The following is a 15,287-nucleotide window of genomic DNA, read 5'->3' on the forward strand; positions in this document are numbered from 1 at the left end:
CCTCCTGGCTGTTTACATTGCTTTATATAAATAGATTTTCCATGCGGCCGTATCGGATTCAAAAACGTTTTCTAACTCCAGTTTTATTTCAGCAGCATTTTCTATAGGTAGCGCTGAAAAAATATATTCTCCCCCAAGCTGTTTGAAAGGCTCTATATTAAGCTGCAGGTTCTTTAACGTTTCACTGGAGTTCTTTTTGAACATATAATGCTTGCCTAACTGGTCTGTAAATATGTAACAGCGTCCTCCCCACTCATCATAGTAAGTGCGCAGCCGCTTATTTTTTGCTAATTCTTTATCCATTATTTCCCGAAATGCGTATTTGTATGTTAATGGATAGAAATTGTTATAGGTATCCAGAGTGTAAAATCCGTTGTATTGTGCGATGGCCGGATGTATTCCTATGCTTGCGACTCTATATCTATCCAGTGGACGGTTAATGTATTTTTCAATGTCTTGGAAGAGTTCTTCAGCATAAAATTCTTTTACTGTAGGTTTTTTACGATAAATAAACTCGTCGTTAAACAAACATAACAATACAATCTGTCCTAAGATAAAATACGGTATTATATTTTTAAGTGTTCTATTTTCCCAAATAATTTTCAGACCTAAAGCAAAGCCCATATAGATCGCTATCGGACGTAAAAAGTGAAACCGCGCAAAATTAAATGTATCCATAAAATGAAATCTTTCGGTTAATGGAAGCCAGCCTTTATAGAACCAAAACGCATACCATGCTGATAGTGCAAAATTTAGTCCTAACAAGAAAACGAAAACTTTTTCCTTCTGCCATAGCCTTTTCCAAATGACAACAATGAAAGCAAGTATGGTAACCAGCAAAACAAACAAACCATGTACAGTCATGACATGAGTATGGCCAAGTACAAAGTTCTTAAATGTAAGCCTAGTGACCCACCAAAATGGCAATCTTGCATGAAAATACTCGTCTCTTGTATTCGGTTCGTCATCATAAATAAACGAGTACACTAATCGATATTCGACTAACATAAATACGAAAGTCATAAACAAGATTGAAAAAAAGAACGGCCAGTTCCAGCCCTTTTTACGCAGTACATCTGTAAGCCAAAAAATACCCATTGCAAATAAAAAGAAGAAAAAGCCTAAAACAAAACTCGAATAAAGGGGCAAAAGACCAAGAACTAAGTAGTTCTTCCACCCTTTTTCCCCTTTCCGAATATTTAAGAATGCCCATAATGCTAATGGCATACCAAGTGTGCTTAGCATTCCGGATGGCCAAAATGGAGTGAGAGCAAAAGCGAGGGCAGTACCAATCGTGATCACTGCATACTTTTTCTCGTGTAAGAAATGTTTTTTCAATAATAAATACATGCCTGCAAAAGCAAAAAACCTTGTTATACTTTGGCTTATCGCATAAGCGATCATGGTCGGGAATATTGCATGAAGCCAGACAATACCGCTAAATTCTGTTCCAAGTGCATTCCGGGGAAGTCCATTAATAATCTGAGGAATAGTTGAATTTACCCCGCCAAACATCTGCCCGCTTTCTTTTAAAACTTTATACCAGGCGAGATTTGAATCAAGGTTATCATGAACACGAATATGTGCATTTTCTCCTAAAATAAATAGTGGTGACAAATAAAGAAGAATAATGGTTAGCGCAATGTACAGCAGCTTTTGTTCATTTGAAACAATATTTTTAAATGACATATGGACACCCCATCACTAAAATAGAGTCGTATTCAGGTTTAACATAAAAAAAATATTGTATACCCTATTTGTGGCCAATAAAAAAAGACACTTAAATAAGTGCCCAAACTGAATGATTGCTGTACATTAATTATTTTTTATTCCGCCATTATTCCAAAATACTTGAATGGCTTTCCTCAGTAATACAGCATTGTCTTCTGCTCTTGTTGGAAGAGCCACTGCCCAGCCCGCAGTTTCAGAAGCTGCATTTAGTTTTAATTTTTCCTTTGTTTGCATTGGAGAATAAAACTCGATGTGAAAACGATAATAGCTTTCAACATTTTCTGAGTTGCTTGGTCTTCCGTGGATACCCATCATAAATGGAAATGTACAATTAAATAAGTGGTCCATGCCGCCTATCACTTCTTGAAGAATATCTCCTAAAGCGTTCTTTTCCTCTTCAGTAAAATCCGTCAGTGCCGTTTTATTTTCCTTACTTACAATAAAAAGACCAAAAGGAGTATCAGTAAAAAAAGGAATAAATGCAATAAAATAATCATTCTCTAAAACTACTCTTTGGTCAAAGCGTTTCTCTTCTTTAATTATGTCATCAAACATATTTCTTCCAGTTTTTTGTAAGTACTTTTTACAATTATCTAATTCGATCTTCACTTTTTGAGGAATAAATGGATAGGCATATACTTGACCGTGTGGATGGGTAATCGTTACTCCTACTTCTTCTCCTCTGTTCTCAAAAATCATTACATATTGGTGCTTTTCATCCTTATCTAATTTGTCAAAAGTTTTTGTCCAAAGATCGATTATCCGCTTCATTTGTGATCTTGTAAGATCGGGGAGCGTAGCATGATGATCTGAAGAATAAAGAATAACCTCACAGCTGCCTGCAGCTTCTCTTGTCTGATACAAGTTTCCTCCTACATCGTCAGGTTCTGAAGGTTCTGCTCTTAGTACAGGATAATCATTTTGAAAAACATGAACATCATAGTCTTCAGGAACTTTTCCTGACCCTGGACAGAAAGGGCAATGGTCTTTTGGTAAATAAGGTCTAAATTGTCTCTTTGCAGATACCATTACCCAGCTGTCCAAAAGCGGATTATAGCGAAGTTCAGCCATTCAATTCACCCCCAGAAGTAATACTTATGATGTAATACAAGAGTGGTCCATTAAAGTAAAGGGTTATAACATATTGGTCTTTAATTGATTTTATTAAAGTCAATTGAAGAACATGAATGATTTAAATATTTGAAGAGTATAGCCTTTATCCAGGCTCAATAGGTACTTATACACTTCTTTTCAGATTTATACGGAAGTAGAATGGTCGTGATGTAAAAAAACATGAGAGCTAATTTCTCATGTCTTGTTGGAGGGACTAATATGAAGGTGAAAAGTAGAGTTAATCCCAAGATCTTCATTCTTTTATTTGCTGTATCTGCTATATCAGCAGGCAGTCAAGTTTTAAAAGCAAGCGGGATTATTTCTTTGTTTATCTTTCTAAGCGGACTCGTGCTTATCTTTTTGGGAACCTGGAAACTGCTTTATTCTCATAAAAAGAGTAAGTTTAGGCTGAACGTCTTCCTGCTTATTACCGCCGGGCTGTTTATTGTGTTTCTTTCCATGTGGCTGCCCTCTTTATTATTCATTATTCACTAATTAATATCCTTAATAAATGCAATCAGCCGGTTGGCTTCCTTAAATCCAACTTGAGTATGAAACAAATAGCTCGTCTCATTATTTAGTTCAATATCTGATCCAATTTGAATACATCCTTTACTCTTAAGCCATGTTTCTCCTTTATCTAAGAGTTTTTTGGAGATTCCTCTTCTTCTTAAATTAGGTGACACGTATATACCTTCAACAAAACCTGTTGGACTTGAATCTGAGCCTTCTACATAATCACTCCTAATGGAAATATGAATAAAAGCAGAGGGTTTTTCATTTATTATGTATAAGAAAACCATATCCTTCGATGAATAAATAAGATCTGAAAACTCCTTTTTTAACTCATCAAAATCATTATTAGGCCAAAGATCTATACCCATTTCTGTTACCCGATCTAAATATTGTTCACTTGCTTCAACTATGGATTCCATGTGCACCCCTCAAATTATTTATTTATCTCTTATGATTCGACAAATGCGGATAAATCCTTCTCAAAATAATAAATCTTTTAAAGTTTCTTTTTATATTTCTTTCCTTTATAGTCTAATTAATTTATAGACTGAATTATGGAAAAGAGGGATTAGCAGATGAGATATGGAATTAGGATTTTCTTTTTTGTAATTGGGTTATGCATCTTCAGCTATGGAATTGCATTAGCTATACAAGTGAAATATTTAGGGGTTAGCCCATGGGATGTTCTTAATATCGCTTTATTTGATAAGTTCGGATTAACGATTGGCACTTGGAACATTATTATAGGACTTGTTCTGATCTCAATAACATTAAAGATAAATAGAAAATACATAAACGTGGGTACTTTTTTAAATGCTGTTTTAGTTGGTGTATTGGTAGATACTTTTCTATATTTTGAAATACTTCCTAGTTCATCTCGACTTTCTTTTGATGTACTTATATTATTTATGGGCATTGTTTTGATGGGGATAGGCGGTGGTATGTATTCTGCTGCTGGAATAGGAGCAGGACCCAGGGATGGTTTCATGCTGTCAATATCGGAGAAAACGGGCATTTCTATCAGCAGAGTCAGAATTATGATGGAATGTTTTGTACTAATAGTTGGATTATTAATCGGTGGACCTGTCTTCATTTTCACATTCATCTATACATTTATTCAGAGCCCTATCTTTCAGCGTTCCTTTCAGTTTTGTTCAAGATGGATTGATAATTTGCTAGAAACAATAAAGGATAATAAGAAAGCAGCCAGCTGAGTATATCCCTTACAGTTCACGAAGTTACTGTGCTACACTATAGTAAGCAAACATAAAAACAATAGTAACAAAAGAAGGTTTTGTGATGAAGAGTATATCAGATTATAAAACTAATCCACTTCTCCAAATATCTATAGCTCTATTGTCAGCTTTAATTGGCGGATTCGTTTTTTACATTTTTAAATTACCTATCCCTTGGCTTTTGGGACCAATGACAGCAGTATTAATAGTTTCAAATCTAGGAATTGTCAAGCTGCACTGGCCAATATATATCCGAAATACAGGGTTAATTATTGTCGGTTATTCAATCGGTCTTACATTTACACGCGATACTCTTTTAACGATGATATCAAAACTTCCATCGATGGCATTTATGACGTTTTTCCTTATATTGATATGTACCGGAATGGCTTTTTTTATTTCACGTATTACCGATATTAATTTCCCTACCGCTCTGACTAGCAGTATTCCTGGAGGTTTATCGCAAATCATAACATTTGCGGAAGAAACAAAAGGAATTGATATTACTACAGTTACATTCTTTCAAGTAATCAGAGTTATTATGATTATCTTTTTTGTTCCCTTTCTTATTTTCAGCCCCCTGTTTTCTAAAGAAGGATTGGAAATTGCTCCACAAGCTATCAGCAATGATATACAGCAGGAGTTTTTTCCGCAAATCATTCTATTTGCGATATTTTCTGTGATAATTTCTCTTATAGGAAAAAAGATCAATCTGCCAACAGCTTTTTTATTAGGACCTATTCTAGGAATCGCTTTTTTGAATGTATCAGGTGTTCAAGGACCGCCTCTTCCCTCTGCAGTTCTGGATATCTCTCAATTTATGATTGGAGGTTATATAGGTTTATTACTAAAACCTGATAAATTAAAACATAAAGCAAAAATTATTCCTGTAGCCCTATTTAGCAGTTTAATTTTAGTGTCTATTTCATTAGGATTGAGCTTTTTGCTTGTATGGCAGTATCAATTTTCAGCCATAACAAGTTTCCTAAGCCTTGCCCCTGGCGGCGCGGATCAAATGGGGATTATAGGACATGAATTAGAAGCAGATGTATCAATGATTACGGGATATCAATTATTTAGAATTCTATTCATATTCTTTGCAGTACCTCCCCTATTAAAATTAATCTTAGGACTCAGTTTGAAAAAAAGGGATTTCAAAAATGAATAATATTTCACTTTATTAAATAAAAGAGGCTGACTAAAAAGTATAAAAACTTTTTAGTTATGCCTCATTTTATTTTAGATAACGTACATCATTATAAAATAGTAGGTTATCTAATAAACTCGATTAGATAACGAAAATTTGGCGATTTTATTTATTTTTTATTTTGACAAAAATAAAAAATTAGGGGCTGCCAAAAGTAAGTTTACCTTACTTTTGGGACAGCCCCTTTGGTTAGTGAATTATTTACTTTCTAATTCTTACTACTCTTCCCTCATTAATTTTCAGCATCTCTTCCACACTTACTTTTATGAGAGCATGCGCAGATCCTCCTCCAGTATAGATATAGGACTGTTCTGTTACTCTAGGGTCCACTAAAAATACAGCTTTGTATCCAAAAGATGGAACCCCTCCTATAGGAAATCCAGTATACTCTAAAATTTCTCTTTCATTAGCTAACCTTGGTCTAGAGATATTTAATACTTTCCCCACAAGGGTTGTGCTGGCTCGATCTTTCCCTTTTACAATTGCGAGAATTAATCGATTATTTTCGTCGATTAGACAAATGTTTTTTACAAACTCATCTGAAGAAGCTTTTATTGCTTGTGCGGCTTCTTCAACTGAATGACAAGACTCTGATAAACGATAATGCTCTGCTGATAGATTGTTTTCTTCTATGTATGTTTTCATTATATTTTCATACTCTTCCATTTTTAATTTCCTTTCTTTTTTCGATCAGTTATTAAAATATTGAAAGTACTGCCCCAACTGCGTGAATCCAGCTTCCTGCTAAAATTAAAGACTGACTGTATTCGAGGTCACCATTAGGCAGTTCATATTTTCCTTCAAGCCCCTGTAATGCGTTTCCTGCAGCCTGCAATAAATTTGAATGTTAATACATTTCCTATAGCTTGAAGAGCATTCCCGATTAAATCAAGATCGTCAAGGAATGTATCGTAAAGTATTTATTAGGTGTATTCGTATAAGCAGATATGACAGTTCCAATTGCTCGAATGATAGAACCGTCCTTTGTTTTTGCTGATTATTCATCTGATTCCATCCATTTCGAAAGTTCATTTTCCAGTGTATTCTTGGACATGAATGGTTGCTGCTGCATTAGCTGTTTTTTAAATTAATTTGTTTCCATGCGTTAGCCAGGTCATCACCTATTTTATTGATTAAATCGTTAGTTGTGAAATAGTGCATATGAGATAAAGGTGACCAGCTGCTGATTAAATTTCCGCTATTAATTTCAACATCATTTTCAACTGCTTTATCGTATGTATCATTTAGCGGTTTAAGCGGGTACCCAAAGACATCATCTTTGTCGTACATATTTATCCACTTTCCGCTCAGGTTCGGATAATATTTTTTTAGATAAGGTGAAGGTACGTTTATTGGCACATCAAAGTCAGCATATCTTAAACTCCATAACGCCAACGGACTTCCTAAAGAATAAAATCCTGTTAGTGTGTCTCCTTGTTCAAGAGGGGTATCAGCCATACTTTCTTGCACTTTCAAAGGAACTCTATCAGGTATGTATTGCAAATCATAAAAATAATTGCTTGTTATAACCGTTCCTAAACTGTGAGCTATAACAAATAAAGGGGCATTCTGACCTGCTTTTTCGCTCAGCTTTTGAAGTCCCTTCGCATAGACTTCATGTACCTTTATGTAATTCGGATTGTGATTTGCAGACGGCTGATAAGCAATTGCATCACCAAAAAAGTGAATAACAAAATGTCTTAGCTTTGCAAAATCTAATTCTGCAGCTTTTGAGAGCTTTTCCCACATCTCATTTTCTCGTCCATTGAACACGCTGCCCCAATAGATAGGCTGAATAACAATTTCTGCTTCGGGAGCTGGGAAATAAGGTTTCAGATTTTGTGAAAATCTTTTAGTCAGCTCTTCTGATAATATATCTGAAAAATCTTCTTTTTGGTCCCCGATACCATGCAGGACAGCTACAGCGATCTTTTTTGTCATAATGCTTCACATCCCTTTTGTTAGATTTAATCTTAATATTCTGCTAAACGTATACTTTCTTTATAGAAAATCAATACTAATAGTAGATTGCGAGGGATTTTTTAATATGAAAAGAAATTACTTTCATATATTTCTACTAACGACGGTTATCGCTTTTTTTATTTGGTCATTCATCAAGCCTGCGCATTATCCTATATGGATACTAGAAGTTGGCCCTTCTGTAATTATCATTTTGGCTGTCCTTTATTTTTATAACAAAGTAAGGCTGACTAGTCTTTCTTATAGCATCATTGCATTATTAACGATAATGACTTTTATCGGCGGCCATTTTACGTATGATGATGTTCCTCTTTTTGATTGGATTCAAAAAAATTATGACTTTGAAAGAAACCACTATGATCGATTTGGCCATTTTCTTAAAGGACTAACCTTTATCGTTATTCGCGAAATATTAATCTTGAAAACTCCTTTGCCTTTAGGAAAGTGGGTTCAATTTATAGCGATTAATATGACTCTTTCACTGGCAGGGTTTTATGAAATTATTGAATGGATTGCCAGCAGAATTTCAAATAGAAAAACGAAAGACTTTGTTGGTGCTCAGGGAGATATGTGGGACGCTCAATGGGATATGGGCCTTACTTTAGCGGGATCACTCATTACCTTGCTCCTATTAACAAGATTGCATAATTTATTTCTAAAATCCTTGAATAACAAAAGCTGGTCATGAATTTATTATTGTTATTTATATTAGTTAAATAAAAGGCAAATCCTTTTAAATACTCCTTCCCTCTTTCTATAATTTTTAGGCTTTTGATTCATACTAGAATGAGGTGGAATTATGAAACGTTTTCTGATTGTAACCTGTACATTTTTGGCAGGTTTTTTCCTTTACTTTGCATGGGCAGGTTATGTAGAGGAAGAATTTAAGATTACTGAATATAAGGGTCATATCATTTATAAAATTCGATCTGAACAAATTATCGATCTAGGAACTGCAATGACTGTAAAGCCCAATTACAAGATTGTTCTTTCAACCGGGGAAGCATTAACCGTGTCATATCCCATATATCAAAAATTAAATAAAGGTGAATATACCATTTTGTTAAAACAAAATGATCGTATTATGATTCCATAGTAAAAAGCACACTAGGCTGTATTGGGTGTGCTTTAATGTCTTACATCTGTAACAGGAAACAGCGGGAATTCCAATGCGAAAAAATAAGCTAAACTTATTGTTAAAACAAAGTAAACAATAAATAATAGGTCATATATTGAAAATCCTATATGATAATAAAAAGTTCTTGCGTTTGACGAATTAAACCTCTTTGCTTCCATAGCAACTGCAATACGAAAAGCTCTTCTTATACTCTGTGAAAGCAAAGGAATTGGCAGTGATTTAATACTCTTCAATACACCGCTTAATCCTTTTTGACTTTGAATTCCTCTTACTTTTCGTGCATCCCGAATGGTCTGTAATTCTTCAAACATGATTGGAATCAACCTAATCGCTGCCATAAAACTATAAGCATACTTTGGATGCAGTTTAAGCTGCTGCATCAATGAATAAAATAGCTGGACTGGCTTTGTCGTCAAAACGAATGTAATACCCATCATCGCAAATACAAGTGCTCTAAAACCTAAGTGCAAGCCCCGATATAAACTCTCCTCTGTAACGTTTACAAGCCCCCATTTAAATAGTGTTGTTTCCCCTTTTCCAAATAGAATCATTGAAACTGCCGTTGAGAAGAATACAAGTAAAAAAGGCAGGAGAAAAAGTAAAAGGTGTTTATATGGTTGACCTGTACAAAAGAAGAACAAGATAGACACGGTCAATGTAAAAGTAATCATATAATTTAAATGATGGATCGTTACAGCAAATACAAATAAAAATGTGAGTGTAAATAGCTTAAGAGCAGGGTTAACCTTATGCAGCCAACTTTCTTCAAAAGATATATTCATACACATTACCCTCAGATCCTGTTTTAATTTCATCCTTTTTCCAGTCGCTGATCACTTTTCCATTTTTCACTTCCCATACTCTTGTAGCAAAATGATCTATGATATTTAAATCATGTGTAACCATGATGATGATCGTTCCTTTTTGGCACTCTTCTTGCAACAATTCAAGCAGCTTAAATGTATTTTTAGAATCCTGCCCAAAAGTAGGCTCATCCAATAGCAGCAATTGAGGATTTTGTATAAAAGCAGTGGCCACACTTAAACGCCTTTTTTGACCAAGAGAAAGATGATAAGGATGTTGTTTCTGTTTATCTTTCAATCCGAATATTGTTAAGAGATCATTTGCCTTCTTAACAAACTCTGCATTACTCACTTCGTTTCTTTGCCTTAATTCATAAGTAATCTCTTCTATTACACTATTCGTTAAAAATTGATATTCAGGATTTTGAAAAACAAAATATGCTTTTCTCTGCAAGTCAGCAAATTTCTTTATTGGTCGTCCATCCATTCTGTAATCACCAGATGTTTTTAGTAATTGCATCATTGATAGTAAAAGCGTACTTTTCCCAGCACCATTAGCTCCTGTAACAACAATCCATTCACCTGAGTGGACAGCAGCTTTTTCTAAAGTAATCGCATTTTCTTTTTTTCTGTATCCTCGAAAGTTTTGTAAACGCAGCATATGATCACTAGGTTCCGTGAAAGTGTTTTGGACTTTCTCTTTTTTATATTCTTCCCATGCATTTGGATACCAAATTCCAAATCTTTTAAGCTCTTCTTTGAAATTAGAAAAAACGTAAGTTGAATTTCCATCTGCCATGATCTTTCCGTCATGTGTAAACACTATAACTCGATCGATAACATCCATAATCTGATCAATTTTATGTTCAACGATGATTATCGTCTTATCTTTTGAAATAGCTTTAACTGTATCCCATACTTGTGCAGTACCCTCTTCATCAATTAATGCAGTTGGTTCATCTAAAAAGATCACCTCAGGATCTAAAGCTAAAACCGTTGCTAGTGCTAAACGCTGTTTCATACCTCCAGAAAGCGTTCGAATTTCCGTATGAATATCTTCCAGGAAGAGGCCGACAGTTGCTAAGAGCTCTTTAATTCTGCCTGTCATCTCTTTTTTAGGTATTCGAAGATTCTCTAAAACAAACGCAATTTCTTCATCAACATATGGCATACAAAACTGAGAATCAGGATCTTGAAATATAAATCCCCATGAATCAGGGATTTGTATGCTCTCACTTTTAATGGGAATATCAATTGATTGAGGGATAAGACCAGATAAGACTTGTAGAAGAGTAGATTTTCCGCATCCCGACGGACCAAGCAATAATACTTTTTCTCCTTTTCGAATTGAAATAGTTAAATCGTTAAATAATAGTCCTTCCTCTTCTGGAAATTTTAATTTTAATTTATTTACGGATGTAATACATTCCATACACAATCACCTCTTTATTGATCCAATGAATCGAAATCTTTTTGTGATGTAGTCCTGACAAGATTAGTAACACCAGTAGCTTCAAGTGCCTTAACGATAGAATTCGCCAGTACTCCTGTAAAAAGAATCGTTCCAATAAATCTAAATGTCATATAGAGGACAAGATTCCAAGTTGATAAATCTCCAATATATCCTTTATAAAAGTCCAATATTAAAGATCCTATGCAAGAACTTATCCCTGCCATAGAAACCGCTAATAAATCATAACGCTTATATTTAAATGCCATGAGTAAGAGTTCAGCAAATAAACCTTGAATTATTCCATATAACAATACTTCTAGTCCAAATTCGGATCCCATTAAAAATTCTCCTGAAGAAGCAGCAACTTCTGCAAGAAGAGCCACTCCTGGTTTACGAATGATCAAAAATGCCACTGTTGCTGCCATAAACCACATCCCATAGATTAATTGATCAATATTAATACCGAATGGTTTAACAGCATAATAGAGAGGTCCCCATATTTTATAAAGAATTCCAAAACCAATCGAAATTACAATTGTGACTAATATATCAGTTAACTTTAATCTGTTAGACATTTTCAGTTCTCCTCTCACTGCATAATGTGCGCGTTGGAACCGGCCATTTTTCCAATGAGAAAGCCATCTCCCAAAACAAATATTCATACTGGCAGCTGAGTAAAAAGTGCTGTGTCATTTTTTTTCTTTCAGCGTGACTGGCATTCTCTGCTAAGTTATTTAATCGGCTTATTTGTTCTTGAACCAGCTGGCCAAACCATTCTCCTCCGTATGCAGCGATCCATTCCTGGTATATAGGTTCTTTTGGCTCAGCCCCTTCAAACTTTTCTCCGATTTCATGATAAATCCAATAGCATGGAAGAATAGCAGCAATTATTTCTCCTAAACTTCCAGAATCAGCAACTCGATACAAATGTGAAGTGTAATTATAAGCGGTTGGTGCAGGTTCGAATTTTGCTAGTTCTTCTTCTGTGATATGAAGTTGTTTAATGAACTTTTCATGCAGTGCTAACTCTGCCTCATTCGTGCCTTGAGCATGTGCGGCCATTCTAGAAGTTGTATATAAATCCTCAGCTCTTGCAGCTCCCAATGCTTGAATTCTTGCAAAATGAGATAAGTAATAAGAATCTTGAAGCACATAATACTTAAAGTTTCCTAAAGGCAGAGTACCCTCGGCAATTCCTCTTACGAATGGGTGATTAAGATTGGCTTCCCAGATTTGGTCAGCTTTTTTACGCAGTACTTCAGTAAATGCAGGCATAAAAAGTCCTCCTCAAGATAGTTTTTAACCAACAAAAAAACCACTTTCAGCAATAGAAAGTGGTTGTAGAGAAAACAAAATAAGTAATAGAGTTTCCGTAACAGCCACTTCCCTACGCTGGTATAATCCAGATCAGGTTCTAAGAGTCTCGAAGTCAAACTTCGATCTCAGCCTTTAAAAGGCACCCCTAGTGGTTTTGTGAAATTATTAAGTTGGTATTATGTTTTAAATCATAACAGGGTAGTTTAAATTGTCAACTAAAATACCAATTAAAAAGATGGATCTCTCCATCTTTTTAATATCGATTTTATTTGCTCATTGCCTCTGTTAGTACAGGTACAATCTGCTTTTTACGTGATACTACACCTTTTAATACAGCTGTATTGTTTTCAAGCTTTACATTATAAGCGTCTTCAACAGATTGAGCTCTTTTTCCAAGTGCAAGTGCTGTTGAGTCATTTGTCAGGATGTCTGTTACCACGAACATGAATAAGTCTAATTCTTTTTCATCAATTACTTTCGAAATTGCCGTTTCAAGGTCGTCTTGATGTTTTAAGACATCACTTGCATCAACTGTATTCACTTGAGCAACTTCTACTTTGCTTGCACCAATGTTAAATTCCTTCGCATCGAGGGAAATTAGCTCCTCAATGGACTTATCGCTTAAGTCTGCTCCAGCTTTCAGCATTTCAAGACCGTAAGTCTCTGCATCCACGCCAGCGATTTCAGCCAGCTCTCGAGCTGCATCAACATCTTCTCCTGTACATGTTGGGGATTTGAATAAAAGAGAATCAGAAATAATTGCAGAAAGCATTAATCCAGCAATGTTCTTTTCTACTTTTATTCCTTTTTCTTTATAGATCTTATTTAGGATTGTAGCAGTACATCCAACAGGTTCAGCACGGTAATACAATGGATCACTTGTTTCAAAGTTTGCGATTCGGTGATGGTCGATAACTTCTAAAACACGTACTTTATCAATGTCATTAGCACTTTGCTGACGTTCGTTATGGTCTACTAAAATAACAGCGTTTGTTTCATCGGAAACAGTTTCCACTAAGCGAGGAATATCTTCTTTAAAATAATCAAGCACATATTTTGTTTCACCATTTATCTCGCCTAAGCGAACAGGCTCAACATTTTGTCCTAGTTTTGTTTTTAGATTTGCATAAACAATTGCAGATGTTATTGTGTCAGTATCGGGATTTTTATGACCAAAAATAAGTACTTTTTCCATGCTTCTACTCCTTATTGATAAATAGAATTTTCATAGCCAGCCCTTATTTTATCACAGAATAAACGGTTTTGGCTTTTAGAGTTTATTGTAGCATGGAAAAAACACTTAAGGCAAAACCGTGCTGCCCATTAGATGTCTATCAACTTCTTTGGCACAGTCGCGTCCTTCTTGAATTGCCCAAACGATTAAACTTTGCCCGCGTCTGGAATCGCCAGCCGCAAAAACACCATCCACGTTTGTTTTATAATCCCCATGTTTCGCATCTACTTTATTATTCTTTGTTTCAACACCAAATTGTTTCAAAACTGGCTGTTCCGTTCCTTCGAAACCGATTGCAATAAAAACAAGGTCTGCAGGCCATACTTTTTCGGTACCTGGAATTTCTTCAAATGAAAGATTACCATTTTCATCTGATGTTCTCTTCATTTGAATCGTATGAAGCTCTTTTAAATTTCCATTTTCATCAGCAACCAATTTCTTTGTTTGTACCGAATATTCTCTTGGATCTGATCCGAATTGTGCAGTTGCTTCTTCATATGCATAATCCATCGTGAAAATATAAGGCTGTTCAGGCCACATGTTTGCCTTGCTTCTTACATCCGGTAATTTAGGATGCTTTCCGAATTGAACAACACTTTTACATTTTTGGCGTAAAGCAGTCGCGACACAGTCTGCACCAGTATCACCGCCGCCGATTACAATAACATTTTTATCTTTTGCGTCTATTAGCGGTTCGCTGATTTTATCATTTAATAACCGCTTAGTCGATTGAGTTAAATATTTCATGGCAAAGTGTACGCCTTTTGCTTCTCTTCCCTCAAGATTCAAATCTCTTTGCTTTTGAGCACCTGTGCAAAGGATTACTGAATCAAAGTCAGCTTTAAGATCTTCAGGCATAACATCTTTTCCGATTTCCGTATTAAGAACAAAATCAATGCCTTCTTGTCTTAAAAGTGTGATTCTGCGCTTTACAATATCTTTATCAAGCTTCATGTTTGGAATACCGTATGTGAGAAGTCCTCCAGCACGGTTATCTCTTTCAAAAACAGTTACAGAGTGTCCTGCCTGATTCAATTGATCCGCAGCTGCAAGTCCAGCTGGTCCAGAACCGACAATAGCAATTCTTTTTCCTGTACGTTTTTTCGGAATTCTCGGTTTAATCCATCCATTTTCAAAGCCTTTATCAATAATAGCTCGTTCAATATTCTTAATGGTAACAGCTGGCCCCGCTAATTCGACCGTACATGATCCTTCACAAGGAGCAGGACAAACTCGTCCAGTAAATTCAGGAAAGTTATTCGTTTTTAATAAACGGTCAAGTGCTTCTTTCCATTTTCCGCGGTAAACAAGATCGTTCCATTCAGGAATCAGATTATTGATGGGACAGCCAGATGCTGCCCCGTTGATTTCAATACCGATATGGCAAAATGGTGTACCGCAATCCATACATCTTGCACTTTGTCTTTTAAGCATATCTTCCGGCTGTTTCTCAGTATATTCTTTCCAATCCTTCAGACGGCGGAGAGGTTTTCTCTCTATTGTATCTTCTCGCGGGAATTCCAAAAATCCAGTTGGTTTACCCATGATTATCTCTCCTTT

The 15,287-nt window shown here is 35.4% G+C and carries 17 protein-coding genes and 1 riboswitch; of the genes, 5 read left to right on the forward strand and 12 right to left on the reverse strand.

The annotated features are described in order from the left end of the window. Positions 1-12: 12 nt before the first annotated feature. Positions 13-1,689, reverse strand: a complete 1,677-nt coding sequence (locus tag UN64_RS15170) for a DUF6044 family protein (RefSeq protein ID WP_077364258.1) — start codon at positions 1,687-1,689, stop codon at positions 13-15. Positions 1,690-1,815: 126 nt separating this feature from the next. Then, the gene (gene galT, locus UN64_RS15175; protein WP_077364260.1) at positions 1,816-2,802 is read right to left on the reverse strand and encodes a galactose-1-phosphate uridylyltransferase; all 987 of its coding nucleotides are present in this window, start codon (positions 2,800-2,802) and stop codon (positions 1,816-1,818) included. Between the two features lie 261 nt (positions 2,803-3,063). On the opposite strand from galT, the gene UN64_RS15180 reads away from it, so the two are divergent. Next, positions 3,064-3,339 (forward strand): hypothetical protein, encoded by a 276-nt coding sequence (locus UN64_RS15180; protein WP_077364262.1) that lies wholly within the window; start codon positions 3,064-3,066, stop codon positions 3,337-3,339. Here the strand turns inward: UN64_RS15180 and aac(6') are convergent. After that, complete coding sequence (gene aac(6'), locus UN64_RS15185; RefSeq protein ID WP_077364264.1) at positions 3,336-3,779, reverse strand: aminoglycoside 6'-N-acetyltransferase; 444 nt, start codon at positions 3,777-3,779, stop codon at positions 3,336-3,338. The genes UN64_RS15180 and aac(6') overlap by 4 nt on opposite strands. Positions 3,780-3,935: 156 nt before the next feature. Between aac(6') and UN64_RS15190 the strand changes: the two genes are divergently transcribed. Continuing rightward, a complete protein-coding gene (locus tag UN64_RS15190; protein WP_077364266.1) occupies positions 3,936-4,574 on the forward strand; it encodes a YczE/YyaS/YitT family protein in 639 nt (212 codons plus the stop codon). 85 nt (positions 4,575-4,659) lie between these two features. Next, a complete protein-coding gene (locus UN64_RS15195) occupies positions 4,660-5,763 on the forward strand; it encodes an AbrB family transcriptional regulator (protein ID WP_077364268.1) in 1,104 nt (367 codons plus the stop codon). A gap of 240 nt (positions 5,764-6,003) precedes the next feature. Here UN64_RS15195 and UN64_RS15200 read toward each other — a convergent pair whose 3' ends face one another. The 3 genes from UN64_RS15200 to UN64_RS15205 all read right to left on the reverse strand — a co-directional run bounded on the left by UN64_RS15200 (position 6,004) and on the right by UN64_RS15205 (position 7,743). Further along, positions 6,004-6,468: an aminoacyl-tRNA deacylase gene (locus UN64_RS15200; RefSeq protein WP_077364270.1), complete on the reverse strand. Its 465-nt coding sequence runs from the start codon at positions 6,466-6,468 to the stop codon at positions 6,004-6,006. 31 nt (positions 6,469-6,499) lie between these two features. Further along, positions 6,500-6,637 carry a hypothetical protein gene (locus UN64_RS22005; RefSeq protein ID WP_425590120.1) on the reverse strand — a complete coding sequence of 46 codons (138 nt, stop codon included), beginning with the start codon at positions 6,635-6,637 and terminating at the stop codon, positions 6,500-6,502. Positions 6,638-6,873: 236 nt separating this feature from the next. After that, positions 6,874-7,743, reverse strand: coding sequence for a chemotaxis protein (locus UN64_RS15205; RefSeq protein ID WP_077364272.1), 870 nt, complete (start codon positions 7,741-7,743; stop codon positions 6,874-6,876). Between the two features lie 106 nt (positions 7,744-7,849). Here UN64_RS15205 and UN64_RS15210 point away from each other — a divergent pair, with 106 nt between their 5' ends. Then, positions 7,850-8,470 (forward strand): DUF2238 domain-containing protein, encoded by a 621-nt coding sequence (locus UN64_RS15210; protein ID WP_077364274.1) that lies wholly within the window; start codon positions 7,850-7,852, stop codon positions 8,468-8,470. A gap of 111 nt (positions 8,471-8,581) precedes the next feature. After that, positions 8,582-8,878, forward strand: coding sequence for a hypothetical protein (locus tag UN64_RS15215; RefSeq protein WP_077364276.1), 297 nt, complete (start codon positions 8,582-8,584; stop codon positions 8,876-8,878). Positions 8,879-8,910: 32 nt separating this feature from the next. On the opposite strand, the gene UN64_RS15220 is transcribed toward UN64_RS15215, so the two are convergent. The 6 genes from UN64_RS15220 to UN64_RS15245 all read right to left on the reverse strand — a co-directional run bounded on the left by UN64_RS15220 (position 8,911) and on the right by UN64_RS15245 (position 15,272). After that, positions 8,911-9,708: an energy-coupling factor transporter transmembrane component T family protein gene (locus UN64_RS15220; RefSeq protein ID WP_077364278.1), complete on the reverse strand. Its 798-nt coding sequence runs from the start codon at positions 9,706-9,708 to the stop codon at positions 8,911-8,913. After that, on the reverse strand, positions 9,686-11,155 hold the full coding sequence (locus UN64_RS15225; RefSeq protein ID WP_077364280.1) for an ABC transporter ATP-binding protein: 1,470 nt from the start codon (positions 11,153-11,155) through the stop codon (positions 9,686-9,688). Before UN64_RS15225 ends, UN64_RS15220 begins: the two co-directional genes overlap by 23 nt. 14 nt (positions 11,156-11,169) lie before the next feature. Beyond that, positions 11,170-11,751 (reverse strand): ECF transporter S component, encoded by a 582-nt coding sequence (locus tag UN64_RS15230; RefSeq protein WP_077364283.1) that lies wholly within the window; start codon positions 11,749-11,751, stop codon positions 11,170-11,172. Continuing rightward, positions 11,744-12,451 carry a thiaminase II gene (tenA, locus tag UN64_RS15235; RefSeq protein WP_077364285.1) on the reverse strand — a complete coding sequence of 236 codons (708 nt, stop codon included), beginning with the start codon at positions 12,449-12,451 and terminating at the stop codon, positions 11,744-11,746. The genes UN64_RS15230 and tenA overlap by 8 nt, the downstream gene beginning before the upstream one ends. A gap of 92 nt (positions 12,452-12,543) precedes the next feature. Beyond that, positions 12,544-12,650: riboswitch (TPP riboswitch) on the reverse strand. 108 nt (positions 12,651-12,758) lie between these two features. Then, the gene (locus UN64_RS15240; RefSeq protein WP_077364287.1) at positions 12,759-13,688 is read right to left on the reverse strand and encodes a manganese-dependent inorganic pyrophosphatase; all 930 of its coding nucleotides are present in this window, start codon (positions 13,686-13,688) and stop codon (positions 12,759-12,761) included. A gap of 105 nt (positions 13,689-13,793) precedes the next feature. After that, positions 13,794-15,272, reverse strand: a complete 1,479-nt coding sequence (locus UN64_RS15245; RefSeq protein ID WP_077364289.1) for a glutamate synthase subunit beta — start codon at positions 15,270-15,272, stop codon at positions 13,794-13,796. Between the last annotated feature and the right edge of the window lie 15 nt (positions 15,273-15,287).

This window comes from Fictibacillus arsenicus (genome assembly GCF_001999465.1).
In the GTDB taxonomy this organism is placed as follows: Bacteria; Bacillota; Bacilli; order Bacillales; family Fictibacillaceae; genus Fictibacillus; species Fictibacillus arsenicus.